This is a genomic window from Phenylobacterium sp. (assembly GCF_031360265.1).
GTDB lineage: Bacteria > Pseudomonadota > Alphaproteobacteria > Caulobacterales > Caulobacteraceae > Phenylobacterium.
Genome location: NZ_JANMBF010000012.1, coordinates 38,652 through 56,329, shown reverse-complemented (window position 1 = coordinate 56,329; position 17,678 = coordinate 38,652). Strand labels below are relative to the sequence as shown.

General features: G+C 69.7%; 23 protein-coding genes and 1 pseudogene. 16 read left to right on the top strand and 8 right to left on the bottom strand.

Going from position 1 to position 17,678, the window contains the following annotated elements; all coding sequences use genetic code 11:
- The first annotated feature begins 113 nt into the window (after window positions 1-113).
- The 3 genes from RMN86_RS00875 (at window position 114) to RMN86_RS00865 (ending at window position 1,711) form a co-directional block, all read left to right on the top strand.
- Window positions 114-320 carry a hypothetical protein gene (locus RMN86_RS00875; protein ID WP_309603935.1) on the top strand — a complete coding sequence of 69 codons (207 nt, stop codon included), beginning with the start codon at window positions 114-116 and terminating at the stop codon, window positions 318-320.
- Window positions 321-560: 240 nt separating this feature from the next.
- Window positions 561-1,256 (top strand): PEPxxWA-CTERM sorting domain-containing protein, encoded by a 696-nt coding sequence (locus RMN86_RS00870; RefSeq protein ID WP_309603934.1) that lies wholly within the window; start codon window positions 561-563, stop codon window positions 1,254-1,256.
- 86 nt (window positions 1,257-1,342) lie between these two features.
- Entirely contained in the window at window positions 1,343-1,711 is a 369-nt protein-coding gene (locus RMN86_RS00865) for an EthD domain-containing protein (RefSeq protein ID WP_309603933.1), read from the top strand.
- A 41-nt stretch (window positions 1,712-1,752) separates the two neighbouring features.
- Here the strand turns inward: RMN86_RS00865 and RMN86_RS00860 are convergent, their stop codons facing one another.
- Both RMN86_RS00860 and RMN86_RS00855 read right to left on the bottom strand, forming a co-directional pair.
- Complete coding sequence (locus RMN86_RS00860) at window positions 1,753-2,061, bottom strand: helix-turn-helix transcriptional regulator (RefSeq protein ID WP_309603932.1); 309 nt, start codon at window positions 2,059-2,061, stop codon at window positions 1,753-1,755.
- Between the two features lie 213 nt (window positions 2,062-2,274).
- Window positions 2,275-2,979, bottom strand: a complete 705-nt coding sequence (locus tag RMN86_RS00855; RefSeq protein WP_309603931.1) for a hypothetical protein — start codon at window positions 2,977-2,979, stop codon at window positions 2,275-2,277.
- Between the two features lie 217 nt (window positions 2,980-3,196).
- On the opposite strand from RMN86_RS00855, the gene ruvC reads away from it, so the two are divergent.
- The 12 genes from ruvC (at window position 3,197) to tilS (ending at window position 12,958) form a co-directional block, all read left to right on the top strand.
- Window positions 3,197-3,709 (top strand): crossover junction endodeoxyribonuclease RuvC, encoded by a 513-nt coding sequence (gene ruvC / locus RMN86_RS00850; protein ID WP_309603930.1) that lies wholly within the window; start codon window positions 3,197-3,199, stop codon window positions 3,707-3,709.
- A 129-nt stretch (window positions 3,710-3,838) separates the two neighbouring features.
- A complete protein-coding gene (locus tag RMN86_RS00845) occupies window positions 3,839-4,420 on the top strand; it encodes a TMEM175 family protein (RefSeq protein ID WP_309603929.1) in 582 nt (193 codons plus the stop codon).
- 211 nt (window positions 4,421-4,631) lie between these two features.
- Window positions 4,632-5,243, top strand: coding sequence for a Holliday junction branch migration protein RuvA (gene ruvA, locus RMN86_RS00840; RefSeq protein ID WP_309603928.1), 612 nt, complete (start codon window positions 4,632-4,634; stop codon window positions 5,241-5,243).
- Window positions 5,244-5,419: 176 nt separating this feature from the next.
- Complete coding sequence (gene ruvB, locus RMN86_RS00835) at window positions 5,420-6,457, top strand: Holliday junction branch migration DNA helicase RuvB (protein WP_309603927.1); 1,038 nt, start codon at window positions 5,420-5,422, stop codon at window positions 6,455-6,457.
- A complete protein-coding gene (locus RMN86_RS00830; protein WP_309603926.1) occupies window positions 6,450-6,914 on the top strand; it encodes a YbgC/FadM family acyl-CoA thioesterase in 465 nt (154 codons plus the stop codon). Before ruvB ends, RMN86_RS00830 begins: the two co-directional genes overlap by 8 nt.
- 62 nt (window positions 6,915-6,976) lie before the next feature.
- Window positions 6,977-7,678, top strand: coding sequence for a protein TolQ (gene tolQ / locus RMN86_RS00825; RefSeq protein WP_309603925.1), 702 nt, complete (start codon window positions 6,977-6,979; stop codon window positions 7,676-7,678).
- 3 nt (window positions 7,679-7,681) lie between these two features.
- Window positions 7,682-8,164 (top strand): ExbD/TolR family protein, encoded by a 483-nt coding sequence (locus tag RMN86_RS00820; RefSeq protein ID WP_309603924.1) that lies wholly within the window; start codon window positions 7,682-7,684, stop codon window positions 8,162-8,164.
- Window positions 8,161-8,955, top strand: coding sequence for an energy transducer TonB (locus RMN86_RS00815; protein WP_309603923.1), 795 nt, complete (start codon window positions 8,161-8,163; stop codon window positions 8,953-8,955). The genes RMN86_RS00820 and RMN86_RS00815 overlap by 4 nt, the downstream gene beginning before the upstream one ends.
- Window positions 8,955-10,259: a Tol-Pal system beta propeller repeat protein TolB gene (gene tolB, locus RMN86_RS00810; protein WP_309603922.1), complete on the top strand. Its 1,305-nt coding sequence runs from the start codon at window positions 8,955-8,957 to the stop codon at window positions 10,257-10,259. The genes RMN86_RS00815 and tolB overlap by 1 nt, the downstream gene beginning before the upstream one ends.
- A gap of 73 nt (window positions 10,260-10,332) precedes the next feature.
- Window positions 10,333-10,905, top strand: a complete 573-nt coding sequence (gene pal, locus RMN86_RS00805; RefSeq protein WP_309603921.1) for a peptidoglycan-associated lipoprotein Pal — start codon at window positions 10,333-10,335, stop codon at window positions 10,903-10,905.
- The gene (gene ybgF / locus RMN86_RS00800; RefSeq protein ID WP_309603920.1) at window positions 10,902-11,756 is read left to right on the top strand and encodes a tol-pal system protein YbgF; all 855 of its coding nucleotides are present in this window, start codon (window positions 10,902-10,904) and stop codon (window positions 11,754-11,756) included. The genes pal and ybgF overlap by 4 nt, the downstream gene beginning before the upstream one ends.
- Window positions 11,747-12,958, top strand: coding sequence for a tRNA lysidine(34) synthetase TilS (gene tilS / locus RMN86_RS00795; RefSeq protein ID WP_309603919.1), 1,212 nt, complete (start codon window positions 11,747-11,749; stop codon window positions 12,956-12,958). The genes ybgF and tilS overlap by 10 nt, the downstream gene beginning before the upstream one ends.
- Here the strand turns inward: tilS and RMN86_RS00790 are convergent.
- The 5 genes from RMN86_RS00790 to RMN86_RS00770 all read right to left on the bottom strand — a co-directional run bounded on the left by RMN86_RS00790 (window position 12,955) and on the right by RMN86_RS00770 (window position 16,356).
- Complete coding sequence (locus tag RMN86_RS00790; protein WP_309603918.1) at window positions 12,955-13,821, bottom strand: alpha/beta hydrolase; 867 nt, start codon at window positions 13,819-13,821, stop codon at window positions 12,955-12,957. The two genes, tilS and RMN86_RS00790, sit on opposite strands and share 4 nt — an antisense overlap.
- Window positions 13,822-13,864: 43 nt before the next feature.
- Complete coding sequence (locus RMN86_RS00785; protein ID WP_309603917.1) at window positions 13,865-15,283, bottom strand: NAD(P)(+) transhydrogenase (Re/Si-specific) subunit beta; 1,419 nt, start codon at window positions 15,281-15,283, stop codon at window positions 13,865-13,867.
- Window positions 15,280-15,591, bottom strand: coding sequence for a HepT-like ribonuclease domain-containing protein (locus RMN86_RS00780; RefSeq protein WP_309603916.1), 312 nt, complete (start codon window positions 15,589-15,591; stop codon window positions 15,280-15,282). Before RMN86_RS00780 ends, RMN86_RS00785 begins: the two co-directional genes overlap by 4 nt.
- Before the next feature lie 29 nt (window positions 15,592-15,620).
- Window positions 15,621-15,917 (bottom strand): nucleotidyltransferase family protein, encoded by a 297-nt coding sequence (locus RMN86_RS18110; RefSeq protein WP_405041292.1) that lies wholly within the window; start codon window positions 15,915-15,917, stop codon window positions 15,621-15,623.
- 97 nt (window positions 15,918-16,014) lie between these two features.
- Window positions 16,015-16,356: a proton-translocating transhydrogenase family protein gene (locus RMN86_RS00770; protein WP_309603914.1), complete on the bottom strand. Its 342-nt coding sequence runs from the start codon at window positions 16,354-16,356 to the stop codon at window positions 16,015-16,017.
- A gap of 21 nt (window positions 16,357-16,377) precedes the next feature.
- Between RMN86_RS00770 and RMN86_RS00765 the strand changes: the two are divergent.
- Window positions 16,378-16,487, top strand: a pseudogene (locus RMN86_RS00765) (hypothetical protein); the annotation flags it as partial.
- A gap of 16 nt (window positions 16,488-16,503) precedes the next feature.
- Here the strand turns inward: RMN86_RS00765 and RMN86_RS00760 are convergent.
- Window positions 16,504-17,637 carry a Re/Si-specific NAD(P)(+) transhydrogenase subunit alpha gene (locus tag RMN86_RS00760; protein WP_309603913.1) on the bottom strand — a complete coding sequence of 378 codons (1,134 nt, stop codon included), beginning with the start codon at window positions 17,635-17,637 and terminating at the stop codon, window positions 16,504-16,506.
- Between the last annotated feature and the right edge of the window lie 41 nt (window positions 17,638-17,678).

The following is a 17,678-nucleotide window of genomic DNA, read 5'->3' as shown; positions in this document are numbered from 1 at the left end:
TGTGAATTCCAGGTCATTACGCAAGCTTCACGGGACTATCTCAGCATCGTTCAGTATTCCCTGGTCATCGGCGGCCCGCACCGCCACGAGCCTTCGCACCAGGGACAAGACCCATGAAGAACTTCGTCGCCCAAGTCGCCGGCATCGCCAGCCTGGCGCTCGCCGCCGTTCCCGCTCTCGCCCTGACCACCGCGGTCCACGCCCAGACCCACACGGTCAGGGCCACGATCCAGGTCGCCGACCGCAACCTCGCAGCCGAGGGAGAGATCGCCCGGACCGACAAGTTCGCGCAGCAGCCTGGCTTCGCCGGCCGCGTCTGAGCGCGCCACGGCCCGATGCGGTCGTCCGCGAGGCGCCTGCCACGCGCTCCCCGGCCCTGCGGCCACGGCGGCCCAGTCCTTGCTCAAGAGGGGCCCCGCGATCCCTCGGTCGCGGGCCCGGTCCGGGTGCAAAAGCCCCGCCAACCCCGGTCACCCTCCCCGAACCGGGAGGTATCGCCGCCGGCCTTCCCGTGATGTTTGCTCCGCCAGTCCTGTCTCGGGTTCCGGAGTGTTCATCAGATGTTGCGTCAACTTCGTTCCACCGCCCTAGCGCTGATCGCGCTCGGCGCCGCCACCGAGGCCCGGGCCGCGGTGATCGGCACGCTCAGCTTCGACACCCCGTCCGCCACGGTGGCCAACAATGTCGCGATCCCGGTCTGGGTGACCCTGTCGCTGGACGCGGCCTCCGACCGCCTGACCACCGACGCCAGCGGGGCGATCGTCTCGCCTGCCACCCTGCCGCCGGAGGTCGCCGGCTTCCCGCGGGTGTTCCTCAACAACGGCTATGAGTGCGGCGGCACGTTCACCGCCGGCTGCGGCGCCGGGGCCTACGCCTTCAGCTTCAACTACGCCGCGCCCAGCTTCATCAATCCGGTGAACTTCGACCTGGCGCCGGGCGCGTCGCGAAGCTTCCTGTTCGGGACCTTCAATCCGGCGGCCGGCGCGGTGCACGGGGGGATCTACAGCTTCTACAACGCCGTCTTCGAGTTTGAAGGCTATGACGCGGCGACCTCGACGTTCGGTTTTGCGACCATCGCCAAGACCTGCGCCGGCCACGAAGCCGCCTGCACCTTTACCCGCAACGTGTTCGAAGCCGTCCCGCCGGGCACGGGCGGACCCGTCCCCGAGCCGGCCGCCTGGGGTCTGATGATCACTGGTCTTGGCGGCATCGGCGCGGTGCTGCGCCGCCGCCGCCAGCAGTTGCTCTCCGCCTGAGGTCCAAGGTCGGGGGGGCTTCCCGCCGGGCCGGCTTGCGCCCAAGCTCGGCGGGTTCTCGCCCCGCCCCGTCCCTGGACCCCTCGATGATAAAGCTGACCTTCTGCCTGACCCGCTTGCCGCAGCTCAGCCGCGAGGCGTTCCAGGACTACTGGTTCGACACCCACGGCCCCCTGGTGGCCAGCGTCGCCGAGACGCTGGGCATCCGCCGCTATGTGCAGCTGCACAGCCTGGCGGCGGACATCAGCGCCCCCTTGCGCACCAGCCGCCGGGCCCCGCCCGAATACGACGGCGTCGCCGAGCTGTGGTTCGATAGCCTCGACGCCCTGGCGGCCAACGCCGAGCGGCCGGACGCTCGCGCCGCCTCCGCCCTGCTGCTGGAAGACGAGCGCCGTTTCATCGACCTGCCGAAGAGCCCGCTCTGGTGGGGCCAGGAGAGGTCGATCGTCGGATAGTCGCGCGTGCGGGGCTGTGCGAACTTGCCTGGCCGTACCGGTCAGACGCTCAGCTCAGCCCCTTCGCGCGCGGGGCGGCGGCGCGGCCCATCGTCGGTCACAGCGTCCCCGCCTGCCTCCAGAGCCGCCTCCTGCAAGCCGTGCAGCAGCTCAGCGAGCGGCGCACGCAGCACCTGCGACAGGGTCACCAGCCGGGCCAGCGAAATGGCGTTGATTCCAGCCTCATACTTCTGGATCTGCTGGAACCGCAGGCCGCAGGCCGCGGCGACCTGGCCCTGGGTCAGCGCCAGCAGCCGCCGCCGCGCGCGCAGCCGGCGACCGATCAGCTGGTAGATTTCCTGGTCGCGCATTCGCCTCAAATCCCGAAACTGCCGTGACAAAGATACGGGTCAGTGCGGAAAAGGTTGCAAATCGTCGCGCCCTTCTGCCGCCCGGACACGATCCCGGACTCGCGGGCGCGACTCGCCGCCGCCCCCGCCGCGCCACCTTGCCGACCTGTCACTTGAACGCTGGATGAACGCGGGTCGACGCAACGGCGCCGGACGCTTCAGCCCCGCCGATGGTCATCCCTCGTAAAGCACCTCGATCGTGCCGTCCGGCGCTTCGATGGCCACCCGCAGCCCCGCCGCGACCTCCGCCGGTGCGGGCGCATAGCGCTTCAGCGCCCGGCGCCCGGCGCGGCTGTCCACCGCCCGCACCGTGCGGCGCAGCATCGGCCAGGACGCCCGCTCGCCGAGCCAGGGCAGCTCTTCGCAGGCTTCCTCCAGCATTATCTCCGGGGCCAGGGCCTTGGCGCGACGGTACTGTTCCAGGAAGTCGGGATACCGCCGCATCCAGTTGTAGGCCGTCCCGACACACGGCAGGCCGGGGTCGCGGCAGACCTCGCTCAACCCCTCGCCACGCATCACCCGCAGCAGGATTTCGTCGGCGACGCCCTGGCAATAGCCGTCGACGCCGGCGTTCCAGGCGCGCCGGCGCACGGCCGCTCGGCTCGCCTGATCCCGCGCGCCCTGCGCCGCCAGCGACGCGGCCCGCGCGACCCCCAGCGCATGGTCCTTCATCAGACGAAACTCCGGGTGCGCCCGCGCCCAGTTCCACACCGTCTTCTCGGTCGGCATCTTCGGATCATCGCGGCAGATCGCCCGCAGGCTCTCCCCGGCCGCCAGCCGCCGACAGATCGCCGCGCCCAGCCTCACGTCATAGGTCGAGACATAGAGCCCGGGCGGCTCCTGCGGCGCCAGCGTGCGCTGAGAGGGGAAGCGAACCACACATATCTCCCCCGCGAAGCGGCGGGATGTAAGAACAAATATAGAACATAGAAAGGCGGCCGTCAAAGACTCAACGCCGCGCAAACGCCGGCTTAGATCTCATGGCGGATCGTTCAACATCATGAACCGTGATGGATTGCGCCATCTCGGTTTCATCAAGCCCGCGCTTCCTAAACCCTTCCCCAACGCCCTTCTCTGCGCCACACTGGAACAGACGATGAACGCTGCGAATCACTCCGTCCGCATCCTCGGCCTCGACCCGGGGCTTCGCCGCACCGGCTGGGGCGTGGTGGCGATCGAGGGCGCGCGGCTGACCCACATCGCCCATGGGGTGATCGCCCCGGACGCGACCCTCCCCTTCGCCGAGCGGCTGCTGGTGCTGTTCGAGGCCATCGCCCAGGTCATCGACGCCCACGAACCGCAGGAGGCGGCGGTGGAGGAGACCTTCATGAACACCAACGCCCAGTCGGCCCTGAAGCTCGGCCACGCGCGGGCCTGCTGCCTGCTGGCCCCGGCGCGCGCGGGGCTTGCGGTCGCCGAATACGCCGCCACGGTGGTCAAGAAGGCGGTGGTGGGGACGGGGGCGGCCGACAAGGCCCAGGTCGGGTTCATGATCGCGCGCCTGCTGCCCACCGCCGGCGCCACCACCGCCGACGCCGCCGACGCCCTGGCCGTGGCCATCGCCCACGCCCACGCGCGCCGCGCCCGCACCTTCCTCGGCGCCGCCTAGTGTCCCGATTCCGAAGGTCGCATGCGCTTGACACGGGCTCCGGAGCAATTCGGCGCCGATGAGCACACCAGCTGTAAACTTGACGAAACCCGCGCGGCAGCGCCGCATCCGCCCATGACGAAACAGGCGATGAGCGGCCCCGATATCACGCCCGGCCGGCTGGAAGCGATCTCCGACGGTATCATCGCCATCATCATCACCATCATGGTTCTGGAGCTGCGTCCGCCGGTCGATCCGCACTGGCGCGCCATCCTCCGCTCATGGCCCGATTTCCTGGGTTATCTGATCAGCTTCGCTTTCGTGGCCACCTACTGGGTCAATCACCGCCACATAATCCGCCGGCTGCCGCGGACGCGGGAACGGATCGTCTGGATGAACATCGTGCTGCTGTTCATGATCTCGCTGATCCCGTTCTCGACCGCCTACATGGGCCGGACCGGCCTGGGCGCGTTCCCCACCGCGCTCTATGCGGGCGTGCTCGCGGTGTGCGGGGCGAGCTTCGCGGTCCTGCGCGCGCTGGTCGCCGCCGAGATCGCCGACCCCGCCGCGCGCCGGGCGTTCAACGGGCCGCGGGTGCAGATCGTCGGCGCGCTGACCCTGGTCATGCTGTTCGCCGCCATGGCGCTCAGCTTCGTCAACCCGGCAGCGGCCCTGGCCACTATCGTCGCCTCGTCGCTGCTGCACATGCTGCCGCTGACCCGCACCGGCTGACCCGCACCGGCTGACCCGCCGCGAGCCGGTGCTTACGGCGGCTTGGCAAGCCTCCAAACGCCCGCGCCTGGGCATTGATGATTTTCAAGCGGCGCGACGCGGTTTACGGCATGCTGGAACAGATGCTGAACGTGATTCACATTAAGGCTCGTCATCCCCGGCCAACGGAGGGGCGCAGCCCCGTAGGCCGTGCCGGGGACCGGAGCCGCCCATGATCGGCCGCCTGTGGGGCGTGGTCGCCGAGGTGGGCGAGGAGGAGGCGCTGATCGACGTCGCCGGCGTCGGTTATGTGGTGCGCTGCGGCTCGCGCACGCTGGGCCGGCTGCCGGCCATGGGCGAGGCCGCCACCCTGCACATCGAAAGCCAGTGGGGCGAACAGACCGGCATGACCCTCTATGGTTTCCTCGACCGCAATGAGCGCCGCGCCTTTGTCATGCTGAAGACCATCCAGGGGGTGGGGCCGAAGGCGGCGCTTTCGGTGCTGGACGTGCTGCCGCCGGCCGAGCTCAGCGCCGCCGCCCAGCGCGGCGATCAGGCGGCCGTCGCCCGCGCCCAGGGGGTCGGGCCGAAGCTGGCGCTGCGCATCGTCACCGAACTGAAGGACAAGCCGATCGGCGACGGCATCGTGGCGACGCTGCACGCCTCGGCGTCGGCCGCGCCCGGGCCGCCGTCGGCCACGGGCGAGGCGGTCGCGGCGCTGATGGGGCTGGGCGTCGCCGAACCGGCCGCCCGCCGCGTGGTCGAACAGGCCAACCTGCGGCTCGGCGACGCCGCCGAGGCCGGGGCCCTGATCAAGGCCGCGCTGCAGGAGCTGGGCCGGTGAGGATTTCCAGCTCGATCCAGTTGCTCCCCCCCAGGGGGAGCTGTCAGCGAAGACTGACTGAGGGGGTTTCCTCTCCGGTGCTCGGGATGCCAGCTGTTGCGGAGTCGGCGGGTGAAACCCCCTCCGTCTCGCGGCTTCGCCGCGATCCACCTCCCCCTTCGGGGAGGATCTAGGCCATGACCCGCCTGGTTTCCCCCGAACCGGCCCCGCTGGAGACCCGTGACAAGGCGCTGCGGCCGCAGACGCTGTCGGAATTCGTCGGCCAGGAGCGGGCCAAGGCCAATCTCCAGGTGTTCATTTCCGGGGCCAGAGCGCGCGGCGAGGCGCTGGATCATGTGCTGCTGTTCGGCCCCCCCGGCCTGGGCAAGACCACCCTGGCCCAGATCGTCGCCCGCGAGCTGGGGGTCAATTTCCGCGCCACCTCCGGCCCGGTGCTGGCCAAGGCCGGCGACCTGGCGGCGATCCTCACCAACCTTGAGCCCAACGACGTCCTGTTCATCGACGAAATCCACCGGCTGCCCGCCAACGTCGAGGAGATCCTCTATCCGGCCATGGAGGACCATGTGCTGGACCTGATGATCGGCGAAGGCCCCTCGGCGCGCTCGATCCGCATCGATCTCGCGCCCTTCACCCTGGTCGCGGCCACCACCCGGGCGGGCCTCCTGGCGACGCCGCTGCGCGACCGGTTCGGCATCCCGATCCGGTTGGAGTTCTATACCCCCGGCGAGCTTCGGCAGGTTCTCACCCAGGTCGCCGGCAAGATGAGGCTCTCGCTGCAACCGGACGGCGCCGAGGAGATCGCCGCCCGCGCCCGGGGCACGCCGCGCGTCGCCGGCCGCCTGCTGCGCCGGGTGCGCGACTTCGCCGCGTCCGACGGGATCGAGCTGATCGACCGCGCCGCCGCCGCCTCCGCCCTGGCCCGCCTCGACGTCGACGAAATGGGCCTCGACGCGCTCGACCGCCGCTATCTGCGCGCCCTGATCGAGAACTATGCTGGCGGCCCGGCGGGGGTGGAGACGCTCGCCTACGCCATCGCCGAGGCCCGCGACGCGGTTGAAGACGTCATCGAGCCCTTCCTCCTGCAGCAGGGCTTCATCCAGCGCACGCCGCGCGGCCGCGTGGCCTGCGCCCGCGCCTACGCCCACCTGGGCCTCGCCGCGCCGTCCCCCGCCCCCCAGGCGGAGCAGCCGGGGGAGCTGTTCGAGGATGAGTGAGGACCAGCCCTCCGCCGGCCGCATCGTCGGGCGCGAGCACCAACTTCCGGTGCGCATCTACTATGAGGACACCGACTTCACCGGCGTGGTCTATCACGCCAACTACCTGCGCTATTTTGAACGTGGACGGAGCGATTTCTTCCGGCTGGTGGGCGTCAGCCACTCGGCCCTGCTGGCGCGCCCGGATCCGGCGGCCTTCACGATCACCCGCATAGCCGTCGATTTCAAGCGCGCCGCGCGCGTCGACGATGCGCTCCTGGTGCGCACCACCTATGACGCCGTGAAGGGCCCCCGGCTCTTCGTCAGTCAACGGATCACCCGGGCGGGCCAGCAGGGCGACGAGCTGATCGCCACCGCCGCCGTCGAGGCCGCCTGCATCGACCTGAAGGGCCGCCCGCGCAAACCGCCGCCGGGGATGGTCGCCGCCCTCGAACCGCTGTTTACCGGTTCGCCATAAGATCGCCACCGCGGCCCGCCACCACCCTCTCTCGCCGATCCCACGGAACGCCTGGACGACGCATGGACCATACCGCGATCACGCCTGACAGCTTCAATTTCATCACCCTTTTCCTGCGCGCCGACTGGGTGGTGAAGCTGGTCATGATCGGCCTGGCGGTGGCGTCGCTGTGGTCCTGGACGGTGATCCTCGACAAGACCTTCCGCTTCGCCAGCCTCAATCGCGCCGCCAACGCCTTCGAGGACGCCGTGGCCTCCGGCAAGAGTCTTGAGGAGGTCGCCGCCGACGCCGGCGAGCGCCCGCGCCACGTGCTGCCGCGCATGCTCCAGGGTGCGCTGCGCGAGTGGCGTGAGTCCCGCGCCAAGGGTCTCAGCACCGACACCCAGGCCGCGTTCCTGATCCAGCGCATCGACCGCGTGCTGGACGCCGCCATCGCGCGCGAGTCCGCCCGCGTTGAACTGGGCCTGGGGTCGCTGGCCATCGTCGCCACCGCCTCGCCATTCATTGGACTTTTCGGCACGGTCTGGGGTATCATGACCGCCTTCCAGTCGATCGCCATCCAGAAGAACACCTCGCTGGCCGTGGTCGCCCCCTCGATCGCCGAGGCCCTGTTCGCCACCGCCATAGGCCTCGTCGCCGCGATCCCGGCCTACATCGCCTTCAACGCCTTCTCGACCGCCGCCGGCAAGTTCTCCGGCCGCCTCGAAGGCTTCGCTGACGACCTCTCCACCGCCATCCAGCGGCGGCTGGCGGACCGGGTCTGAGGCATGGCGCTCTCGGCCAACGACGCCTTCGCGGCCGGCGCGGGCCGGGGTCGCCGGCGCCGCGGGCGCGGTCGGCGCGGAGCCCTGTCGGAGATCAACGTCACCCCGCTGGTCGACGTGATGCTGGTGCTGCTGATCGTCTTTATGATCTCCGCGCCGCTCTTGACCGTGGGTGTCCCCGTGGAGCTGCCGAAGACGGAGGCCGGCTCTCTGCAGGATCAGTCCGAGCCGTTGACCGTGTCGATTCGCGCCGACGGCTCGATCTTCATCAAGGACGACGCCGTCGCCTTCGCCAACCTCGCGCCGCGCCTGCACGAGATGGCGGGCCCCGGCGGGGCCAGACCGCTCTACGTCCGCGCCGACGGGAAGGCGGCCTACGCTGTCGTCGCCCAGGTGATGGCGTCGCTGTCGACCTCGGGCTTCACCTCGATCAACCTGATCACCGATACCGGCGGCCCTTCGTCGGGCGCCAAGGCGGCGCCATGATCCGCCAGGAGCTCTCACCGGCGATGGTCGGCTCGGTGCTGCTGCACGCCAGCGTCGCGGCCCTGCTGATGGTCTCCTGGAATTTCACCCGCGATCTGAAAGTGGGGGCGATCGTACCCGTGACCCTGGTCGCCCGATCACCCGCGCCCGATCCGCGCCCCGCCGAACCGGCGCCGGTTGAGCAGGCTGCCCAGGCCGCCGAGCCGACGCCCGACGCGCCACTGGAATCGACCGCCCCGCCGCCCGCGCCGAAACCCGCGCCGCCGGTCCCGACGCCCAAGCCGGCGCCCACCGTGGCCAAGCCGATGCCCGCGCCCGCGCCGGCCCGGCCCGCTCCGCCAGCCAGGCAGCAGAAGGCTCTCGACCTCGACGCCCTCTCGGCCAGCGTTTCCAAGATGGTCCGGCCGGCGCCTGCCAGGCCATCGTCCGCCGCCAAGGCTCCGGCGCGTCCCGGGACCTCGGCCGTGGCCCGGCCCGCGCTGGGCGCCAGCCTCTCGACCGCGGCGATGAACGGACTTACCGAGGAACTACAGCGGCGCTGGAATCCCAACTGCGAGGTCGAGGGCGGTCGCGAGGTGCAGGTCCGTGTCAGCTTCGTCATCGGCGCCGGCGGCCAGGTGGTTGGCGATGTCGCTTCGCAGATCAAGGGCGCCCACAACGCCGTCGCCCAGGCCTCTGCCGAGCGTGCCGTGCGCGCCGTCTACGCCGCCGCGCCCTTTCGGGCCCTGCCCCGGGAATTCTACGGCGACCGGATCGCGGTCAACTTCAACGCACGCGAGGCCTGTTCCTGATGACGCTCCTTTCAAAACGCGCATTGCTGACGGCGCTGGCGTCCCTGCCCGCCGCGACGTTGATTCCGGCTGCCGCGCGGGCCGAGATCGAAGTCAACGTCAACCGCGGTGACGTGCAGCCGCTGCCCATCGCTGTGCCGGCATTCAGCGGCGGCCAGGTGGGCGCCGACATCGCGGGCGTCATTGCCGCCAACCTGCAACGCTCGGGCCTGTTCCGCCCCCTGGACCCTGCGAGCTTCGTCGAGCGCGACCTCAATGCCGCCGTCCAACCCCGCTTCCCAGCCTGGAAGGAGATCAACGCCCAGGCCCTGGTGAACGGCCAGGTCACGGTGGTCGCCGGCCGCCTGCAGGTCGACTTTCGCCTGTGGGACGTCTTCGCCGAGCAGCAGCTTCTGGGTCTGCAATTCGCCTCCAGCCCGGAGAACTGGCGGCGCGTGGCGCACAAGATCTCCGATTCGGTCTACGAGCGGTTGACCGGCGAGAAGGGGTATTTCGACACCCGCGTGGTGTTCGTCGCCGAGACCGGCGGGCGGGGCGGTAAGACCAAGCGCCTTGCGATCATGGACCAGGACGGGGCCAACCCCTCCTATCTGACTGACGGCTCGGCGATCATCATGACCCCCCGGTTTTCCGCCACCAGCCAGGAGCTGACCTATATGGAGCTTCGGCCCGAGGGCTCGAAAATCTATCTGCTCAACCTCGACACCACCCGACGCGAGAGCCTCGGCGACTTCAAGGGCATGGTCTTCGCCCCGCGTTTCTCCCCCGACGGGGGCAAGGTCGCCTTCTCGGTGGAGCGTGGCGGAAACTCAGACATCTTTGTCATGGACCTGAAGAACCGGACCACCGCGCGGTTGACCACCGACCCCTCGATCGACACCTCGCCCTCCTTTTCTCCGGACGGCGCCAGAATCGTCTTCAACTCCGACCGCTCCGGCTCGCCGCAGCTCTATGTGATGGCCGCCGACGGATCGAACCAGCGCCGGCTGACGTTCGCGGCAGGGCGCTACACGACTCCGGTCTGGAGCCCGACTGGCGAGTTCATCGCCTTCACCAAGCAGGTGGGCGGCGAATTTCACATCGGGGTCATGCGCGCCGACGGCACGGATGAGCGGATCTTGACATCCAGCTATCTCGACGAAGGTCCGGCCTGGGCGCCCAACGGCCGGGTGTTGATGTTCAGCCGCGAAACGGCGGACGGCGCCTCCAGGCTCTGGAGCGTCGATGTCACCGGCCGTATCCTGCAGCCCATGCCCTATCCTGGCGCCGGATCGGACCCGGCTTGGTCACCGTTGTTGAACTGATGCTTGCGAAGCGGGGTTGCCCGCCAGATTCTCAGCCTCGCGCTCACGCGCACCCTTGAAGGAGACCTCTTCCATGGTCACGATCCGCCTGCCCGGAACCGCCTTGCGGCTGGCGCTCGCCGCCAGCGCCGCCCTGTCGCTCGCCGCCTGCGCGCACAAGCCGCCCGCCTATCCGACCACCGCGCCTGCCCCACTGCAGCAGGCGCCGCCGGAACCGCCGCGAGCGCCGACGGCGCCGCCGCGCGTCGAACCTGTGACAGAGAGCGCGCTTCCCGGGTCCGAGAAGGACTTCGTGATCAATGTCGGCGACCGGGTCTATTTTGACTTCGACAGCTATTCGGTGCGTGGCGACGCGGCGCCCCTGCTCGAGGCCCAGGCCGGTTGGCTGAAGCGCTATCCGGCCGTCCAGGTGCGCATCGAAGGCAATTGCGATGAACGCGGCACGCGGGAATACAACCTCGCCCTGGGCGCCCGGCGCGCCAACGCGGTGCGCGAATACCTGGTCTCTCACGGCGTCGAGGCGGCGCGGATCTCGACCGTCTCCTTCGGCAAGGAGAAGCCCGTCGACGTCGGCTCGGGCGACGCGGCCGACAGCCACAATCGCAACGCCCGCACCGCGGTGATCTCCGGCGCCCGGATGCCATGAGCCGGGCTCGCCTGCGACTGCTGGGCGCCGCCGCGGCCTTGGCGCTGGCCGCGGCGGCGCCGTTCACGCCGGCTCTGGCGCAGACGCCCATGGACGATCCTCTGGACGCCCGCGACGCCAAGCGGGTCGATAGGATGGAGAGGGTGGTTCGCGAGCTGCGTGACATCGTCTTCAAAGGCCAGAAAACCGGCGCGCCGGTGGTGGTCCAACCGGCCGACACCGATGCGAGGATGGCTGAACAGGCCAACCACATCAGCGACCTGGAGCAATCGCTGACCCGGCTCAACGGCTCGCTGGAGGTGACGACCCACGAACTCGATCAGGCCCGGCGGGCGACCGCGGCGCTGCAGACGCAGGTCAAGCTGCTCAGCGATCGGCTGGCGGCCGATGAGCAGAAGGCCGCCGAGGTCGCGGCGGCCGCCACGCCGCCGGCCCCCGTCCAGTCCGTTCCGCCTGATCCCAAGGCCGCCTCGGCGGACGCCTTCGCCCAGGCGCGGCAGCTGATGCTCGGCGGCGACTACGACGCCGCCGAGGCGGCGTTCGGCGCCTTTGTCACCACGTATCCGGATACCCCACGCGCGCCGGAGGCCCGCTACTGGTGGGGCAAGACCCTGCTGGTGCGAGGCGACTACGCCAGGGCCGCCAGCGCCTTTATCGGTGCGATCCGCGACTGGCCCAAGACCGCCTGGGCGCCCGATGCGGTGGTGGAGCTTTCGCGCGCGCTGGTGAGCCTGAAGAAGCCCGGCGACGCCTGTCAGACACTGGCTGAGCTTGGCCGGCGATACCCCAAAGCGCCGCCCGCCGTTGTGAATCACGCCGCGGCCATCCGCGCCCAAGCAAAGTGCGGCTAGGGCCCCGCCACACAGTCGCCACCCCAGACCTGGAGCAGACGGTCGGGGCGATCCTCGACCGCCGCCTTCTGCGCGATCGTGCCGCCCCGATCGCCGTGGCGTTCTCCGGCGGCGGAGATTCCCTGGCGCTGCTGTTGACCGCCTCGGCATGGGCCGCGGCGGCGGGCCGGCGGCTGCTGGTGCTCACCGTCGCTCATCGGCTGAACCCGGCGAGCGCCGGGTGGACCCGCGACTGCGCCGCCGTGGCCGCCCGGCTGGGGGCCCGGTTCAACGCTCTGGCCTGGGAGGGCCGCAAACCCGCCGCCGGCCTGCCCGCCGCCGCCCGGTCCGCGCGACACGCCCTGCTGGCCGATACGGCGCGCGAAGCCGGCGCACGGGCAATCCTGATGGGCCATACCGCCGACGACATCGCCGAAGCCCGTCGGATGCGGGCCACGGGCTCGACCACGCCGGAGCCGCGCGAGTGGGCGCCTTCGCCAGCCTGGCCGCAGGGGCGCGAGGTGTTTCTGCTGCGACCTTTGCTGACGGTGCGGCGCCAGCAGATTCGCGCCTGGCTTCATGCCCGCGGCGAATCCTGGATCGAGGATCCGGCCAACGCCGACCTGACCTACGCCCGATCCCGCGCGCGCAAGGCGCTGGCCGGGGGGGCGACGGATGACGCCCTGGTGTCGATCTCACCCGAGGATGGCGTCGAGATTCGGGTGCTGGCGGGGTCCTGCCGGGCCGACGGCGCGACCGGGGATCTTCTGGTTCCACGCCTGGCTTTCCGCGAGGCCACGGCTGACGCCCGCAGGCGACTCGTATCGATCGCCTGTCTCTGCGCCGGGGGAAATGATCGACCGCCGCGGGGCCGCCAGATCGATCACGTCGCCGCGCGATTGCTGGCCGACGCCAGCTTCATCGCCACCCTTGCCGGCGCCCGCATCGAGGCCGATCCGCATCAGGTCCGCATTCGGCGCGAACCCGGTGAGGTTGCGCGCGGCGGCCTGGCGCCGCTGCGATTGGCGGCCGGCGCCACGGGGGTGTGGGACGGCCGGTTCGAGGTCAGCGCCCAGCGCGCCATCGAGGTGGTGGCGCGGCCCGGGGCGACCCTGCCCGCCGTGGTCCGCGAGGATGGCGGCTTCGACGATCTTGACGCGCGCCCGCTGGCCCACGACCGCCTGCTGGCGGCCTGCGGCCGCATTGCGTGCGAACCGGTCTAGCGCTGGACGGCAGCCAGAACATGCTCGACGCCGCGGACAACCGGGTCGGCGAAGCGCCGGCCCAGCAGGCTGGCATGGCCAGCGCCCGGCACCTGTTCGATATAGCCGTTGGCGCAAGCCAGCGCCGCGATCGCCTGGGTCTCCTTGAGCGCGGTCAGTGTCCTGGCGCCGGCGGTGATCGCCGCGACCGGCAGACCAGGCGGAAGGGCCGCGGCGCTCGCCTGGGTGGCGAGGGCCCGCCACTGGCGAACTTCCTCGGCGGCCCACAGAGCGTGGCTGGCCGACCCCTGGATCGCGCGCTTTTCCGCGGACGCTTCGGGCGGCAGGCCGATCGTGTCGCCGGTGATCAGCGTGGCGGGGCGCATGAGTCCCGCCCTCGCCAGCCAGCGGACCGCGGTCAGGATCCGGCTGAACGCGTCAAAGGCCCGCGCGGCGGCCGGGATTGCCAGGATCTCCGGCGTCACGGCGTCCACCATCACCAGGCCGGCAACCCGCTCCGGATGGGTCAGCGCGAAGAGCCGGGTGGTCAGACCGCCCATCGAATGGCCGACCAGCACAATCGGCCCTGTCTCGCGCAGCGCCCGCAGCAGGGCGTCCAGGTCGGCGACCATCGCATGGCCGTCCCGGTGGCGCGGGCCGGGATCGGAATAGCCCAAACCGGCGCGGTCATAGGCGAGGCTCGCCAGCCCCTTGGCGGCCAACCGCGCCTGCACCACGGCCCAGTCGGCGGCGCAGCCAAAGGCGCCATGCTCAAGCACCACGGTCGGCCGGGGTCCAGCCGGGCCGTCCTTGACCACGCGCAGTCGGCGACCGCCGATGTCGATCATCTCACCCCGGGAAGGATCCGATCGCGCTTTGGACATCGCAACGACTCCTGAGCGCGCGGCGCCCTCGCGGTCCTGGCTGCTACAGGCTCTTGAGAATGCCTTCGACCATCTTCTTGGCGTCGCCGAACAGCATCATGGTGTTGTCGCGGAAGAACAGCTCGTTTTCCACGCCGGCGTAGCCCGAACTCATGCCGCGCTTGACGAACAGCACGGTGCGGGCCTTCTCCACGTCAAGGATCGGCATGCCGTAGATTGCGCTGGTGGGGTCGGTCTTGGCGGCCGGGTTGGTGACGTCGTTGGCGCCGATCACGAAGGCCACGTCCGCCGTCGGGAACTCGGCGTTGATGTCCTCCAGCTCGAAGACTTCGTCATAGGGGACGTTGGCCTCGGCCAGCAGCACGTTCATGTGGCCGGGCATGCGGCCGGCGACCGGGTGGATGGCGTATTTCACCTCGACGCCCTCTTCCTTAAGACGGTCGCCCATCTCGCGAAGCGCGTGCTGCGCCTGGCTGACCGCCATGCCGTAGCCGGGGACGATAATCACTTTGCTGGCGTTCTTCATGATGAAGGCCGCATCCTCGGCGGACCCCTGCTTGACCGGCCGGGTCTCGACTTTGCCGCCGGCGCCGGGGCCGACCTCCTCGCCGCCGAAGCCCCCCAGGATCACCGAGACAAATCCGCGGTTCATCGCCTTGCACATAATGTAGCTGAGGATCGCCCCGGACGAGCCCACCAGGGCGCCGGTGATGATCAGGGTGGTGTTCTCGAGCGTGAAGCCCAGCGCCGCCGCGGCCCAGCCGGAATAGCTGTTCAGCATCGAGACCACGACAGGCATGTCGGCGCCTCCGATGGGGATGATCAGGGTGACCCCCAGCAGCAGGCTCAGCGCGAACACGCCCCAGAAAGCCCAGAGCGCGGCGCCGCCGCTGATCACCAGCAGAACCACCAGCACCACGATGCCGGCGGCGATCGCCAGGTTCAGCAGGTGTCGCGCCGGCAGCAGGATCGGCGCGCCGCTCATGTTTCCGTTCAGCTTGGCGAAGGCGATCACCGAGCCGGTGAAGGTAATCGCCCCGATGGCCAGGCCGAGGGACAGTTCGATCAGCGACTGGAGATGCACGACGCCGTCGGTCCCGGCGATGCCATAGGCCTGCGGCGTGTGGATGGCGGCCACCGCGACCAGGCAGGCGGCCATGCCGACCAGGCTGTGGAAGGCGGCGACCAGCTGCGGCATGGAGGTCATCGCCACGCGCCGCGCGATCACCGCGCCGACGCCGCCGCCAAGGGCCACGCCCGCGACGATCAGGCCGAGCGTCAGGGGATCGACCTTGCCCTGGCTGAACAGCGTGATCAGGGTCACGCCGACGGCGATGGCCATGCCGATCATGCCATTGCGGTTGCCCGCCTGGCTGGTGGTGGGCGACGACAGGCCCCGCAGCGCCAGGATAAACAGGACGCCGGAGACCAGATAGAGGACGGCCGCAAGGTTGGCGTTCATTGCGGGTCTTCCTTGAGAGCTTCCTCGATCCGCCTGACCAGCAGCGGAAGATGGTCGCGGACGACCTTCACGACGGCGACCAAGTCCAAGTCGTGGTAGTCATGGATCAGAAAATTGCGCATGCCAATTGCTTCCCGCCATGGCAGGTCTGGGAGCGCCGCACGTGTTTCGGCGGACACCTTAGATGCGGCCTCGCCGACAATTTCCACGGCTCGGATCACTGCGTACCGCGTGCGCTTGTCTGAGAGCAGCGCGGCGGCGTCCCTGTCGCCAAGCAAGTCGATAGCATCGGCGGCGAACGACGCCATATCCTCCATCCGGCTGCGGTCACGTGGGTTCATGCGCGGACAAGATCGCGTTCCATATCGACCCGAAAGCGTGGCTTCACACGTGCAAGATCCACCAGATCGACGCGACGCTGAAGATCGTCCTGAATGTCCATGAGAATGCCGCCCAGATCAAAGAGGGAGGGCTGGCCCACCGTTGCATAGGCGACATCGACATCGCTGTCGGGACCCGCTTCGCCCCGCGCGACCGATCCTACGACACCCAGCAGCTCAATGCCGCGGGCTCGTGCATCCTCTCGATGGGCGCGAATCGCGGCCAAGGCCTGATCCAGGAGTCGAACGGTCATGTGGAGCCGCTCCTGCTGGCCGAAGTCTTCGTGTGAGACCTCGCCAGGATGAACAGGACGCCGGAGACCAGGCCGGGGACGGCCGCGAGGTTGGCGTTCACTTGGCGCCATCCTTCTTCGCGGCCGGAGCCTTCTTCTTGTACATAGCCAGCATCCGCCGGACGACCAGGAAGCCGCCGAAGATATTGACCGAGGCGAAGGCTGTGGCGACCGCGCCGGCGCCCTTGGAAATCATCACATTGCGGGTGAGTTCGCCGCCCGGCGCGTGCGCGGCGACCGCCAGCAGGGCGCCGACGATAATCACCGAGGAAATGGCGTTGGTCACCGCCATCAAGGGCGTGTGCAGGGCCGGTGTCACGCTCCAGACCACATAGTAGCCGACGAAGATCGCCAGCACGAAGATCGCCAGGCGAAAGACGGTGGGATCGACGGCGTCCATTGCAGACCTACTCTTTCCCGTCATCCCGGCCGCAGCGAAGCGGAGAGCCGGGACCCAGGAGCACGGGCAGTGCGGCAGCCCCTGGGTCCCGGATCGGCTCTTCGGCCGTCCGGGATGACACTTCTTGTTGGCCAGACGGGATGATCTTCACCCCTTCAGCCCCTCATGCACAATTGCCCCGTCGCGGGTGACCAGCGCCGCCTTCAGGATCTCGTCGTCGTAGTCCGGGGCGAACGCGCCCTCTTTGTCGAGGAACAGGCCGGCAAAGGCCATCAGGTTGCGCGAATAGAGCGCCGAGGCGTCCGCCGCGATCCGGCCAGGCAGGTTGGCGACGCCGAGGATCTTCACGCCGTTCCCGGTCACCGCAACCTCGCCAAGCTTGGCGCCGACCACATTGCCGCCCTGCTCGATGGCCAGGTCGACCAGCACCGAGCCCGGCTTCATCGAGGCCACCTGAGCAGCGGAGACCAGCTTGGGCGCCGGGCGGCCGGGGATCAGGGCGGTGGTGATCACCATGTCCTGCTTGGCGATGTGGGTGGAGACCAGCTCGGCCTGTTTGGCCTGGTACTCGGTCGACATCTCCTTGGCGTAGCCTCCGGCGGTCTGGGCGTTCTTGAATTCCTCGTCTTCGACAGCGAGAAATTTGGCGCCCAGGCTTTCCACCTGTTCCTTGGTGGCGGGGCGGACGTCGGTGGCGGTGACCACCGCGCCCAGCCGCCGCGCGGTGGCGATGGCCTGCAGGCCGGCGACGCCGACCCCCATGACGAACACCTTGGCCGCGGCGATGGTGCCGGCCGCGGTCATCATCATCGGCATCGCCCGGCCATAGGCCTCCGCGCCCTCGATCACCGCGCGATAACCGGCGAGATTGGCCTGGGAGGACAGCACGTCCATCACCTGGGCCCGGGTGATCCGCGGTACGAACTCCATGGCGAAGGCCGTGGCGCCGGCCTTGGCCAGGCCCGCCAGGGCCGCCTTGTCCTGGTAGGGATTGAGGGTGGCGACCACCAGCGTGCCCGCCTTGATCGCGGCGATCTCCTCGGCCTCAGGCGCGCGCACCTTGAACAGGATGTCGGCCTTGGCGAGCGCCTCCTTGGCGGTCTTGGCCAGGCTTGCGCCGGCGGCCTGATAGTCGGCGTCGGGATAGCAGGCCGCGGCCCCGGCGCCGGCCTCGACCACCACCTGGAATCCCGAGGCCATCAGCTTCTTCACCGTCTCGGGGACCGTGGCGACGCGGGTCTCACCGGCGCGGCGTTCCCTGGTGACGGCGATGACGGCCATGGTCGGCGAAGTCTCCCTAGAACGCGACGCCGCACCCTAGG

What these genes read in the sequence shown, in the direction of transcription:
- RMN86_RS00820 (WP_309603924.1), top strand. Translation starts at nt 7,682, where the DNA reads ATGGCGCTCTCGGCCAACGACGCCTTCGCGGCCGGCGCGGGCCGGGGT.
- RMN86_RS00860 (WP_309603932.1), bottom strand. Translation starts at nt 2,061, where the DNA reads ATGCGCGACCAGGAAATCTACCAGCTGATCGGTCGCCGGCTGCGCGCG.
- RMN86_RS00865 (WP_309603933.1), top strand. Translation starts at nt 1,343, where the DNA reads ATGATAAAGCTGACCTTCTGCCTGACCCGCTTGCCGCAGCTCAGCCGC.
- ruvB (WP_309603927.1), top strand. Translation starts at nt 5,420, where the DNA reads ATGACCCGCCTGGTTTCCCCCGAACCGGCCCCGCTGGAGACCCGTGAC.
- tolB (WP_309603922.1), top strand. Translation starts at nt 8,955, where the DNA reads ATGACGCTCCTTTCAAAACGCGCATTGCTGACGGCGCTGGCGTCCCTG.
- RMN86_RS00790 (WP_309603918.1), bottom strand. Translation starts at nt 13,821, where the DNA reads ATGTCCAAAGCGCGATCGGATCCTTCCCGGGGTGAGATGATCGACATC.
- RMN86_RS00780 (WP_309603916.1), bottom strand. Translation starts at nt 15,591, where the DNA reads ATGGCGTCGTTCGCCGCCGATGCTATCGACTTGCTTGGCGACAGGGAC.
- RMN86_RS00815 (WP_309603923.1), top strand. Translation starts at nt 8,161, where the DNA reads ATGATCCGCCAGGAGCTCTCACCGGCGATGGTCGGCTCGGTGCTGCTG.
- RMN86_RS00770 (WP_309603914.1), bottom strand. Translation starts at nt 16,356, where the DNA reads ATGGACGCCGTCGATCCCACCGTCTTTCGCCTGGCGATCTTCGTGCTG.
- ruvC (WP_309603930.1), top strand. Translation starts at nt 3,197, where the DNA reads ATGAACGCTGCGAATCACTCCGTCCGCATCCTCGGCCTCGACCCGGGG.
- RMN86_RS00830 (WP_309603926.1), top strand. Translation starts at nt 6,450, where the DNA reads ATGAGTGAGGACCAGCCCTCCGCCGGCCGCATCGTCGGGCGCGAGCAC.
- RMN86_RS00760 (WP_309603913.1), bottom strand. Translation starts at nt 17,637, where the DNA reads ATGGCCGTCATCGCCGTCACCAGGGAACGCCGCGCCGGTGAGACCCGC.
- ybgF (WP_309603920.1), top strand. Translation starts at nt 10,902, where the DNA reads ATGAGCCGGGCTCGCCTGCGACTGCTGGGCGCCGCCGCGGCCTTGGCG.
- RMN86_RS00870 (WP_309603934.1), top strand. Translation starts at nt 561, where the DNA reads ATGTTGCGTCAACTTCGTTCCACCGCCCTAGCGCTGATCGCGCTCGGC.
- pal (WP_309603921.1), top strand. Translation starts at nt 10,333, where the DNA reads ATGGTCACGATCCGCCTGCCCGGAACCGCCTTGCGGCTGGCGCTCGCC.
- ruvA (WP_309603928.1), top strand. Translation starts at nt 4,632, where the DNA reads ATGATCGGCCGCCTGTGGGGCGTGGTCGCCGAGGTGGGCGAGGAGGAG.
- RMN86_RS00785 (WP_309603917.1), bottom strand. Translation starts at nt 15,283, where the DNA reads ATGAACGCCAACCTTGCGGCCGTCCTCTATCTGGTCTCCGGCGTCCTG.
- RMN86_RS00845 (WP_309603929.1), top strand. Translation starts at nt 3,839, where the DNA reads ATGAGCGGCCCCGATATCACGCCCGGCCGGCTGGAAGCGATCTCCGAC.
- tolQ (WP_309603925.1), top strand. Translation starts at nt 6,977, where the DNA reads ATGGACCATACCGCGATCACGCCTGACAGCTTCAATTTCATCACCCTT.
- RMN86_RS00875 (WP_309603935.1), top strand. Translation starts at nt 114, where the DNA reads ATGAAGAACTTCGTCGCCCAAGTCGCCGGCATCGCCAGCCTGGCGCTC.
- RMN86_RS18110 (WP_405041292.1), bottom strand. Translation starts at nt 15,917, where the DNA reads ATGACCGTTCGACTCCTGGATCAGGCCTTGGCCGCGATTCGCGCCCAT.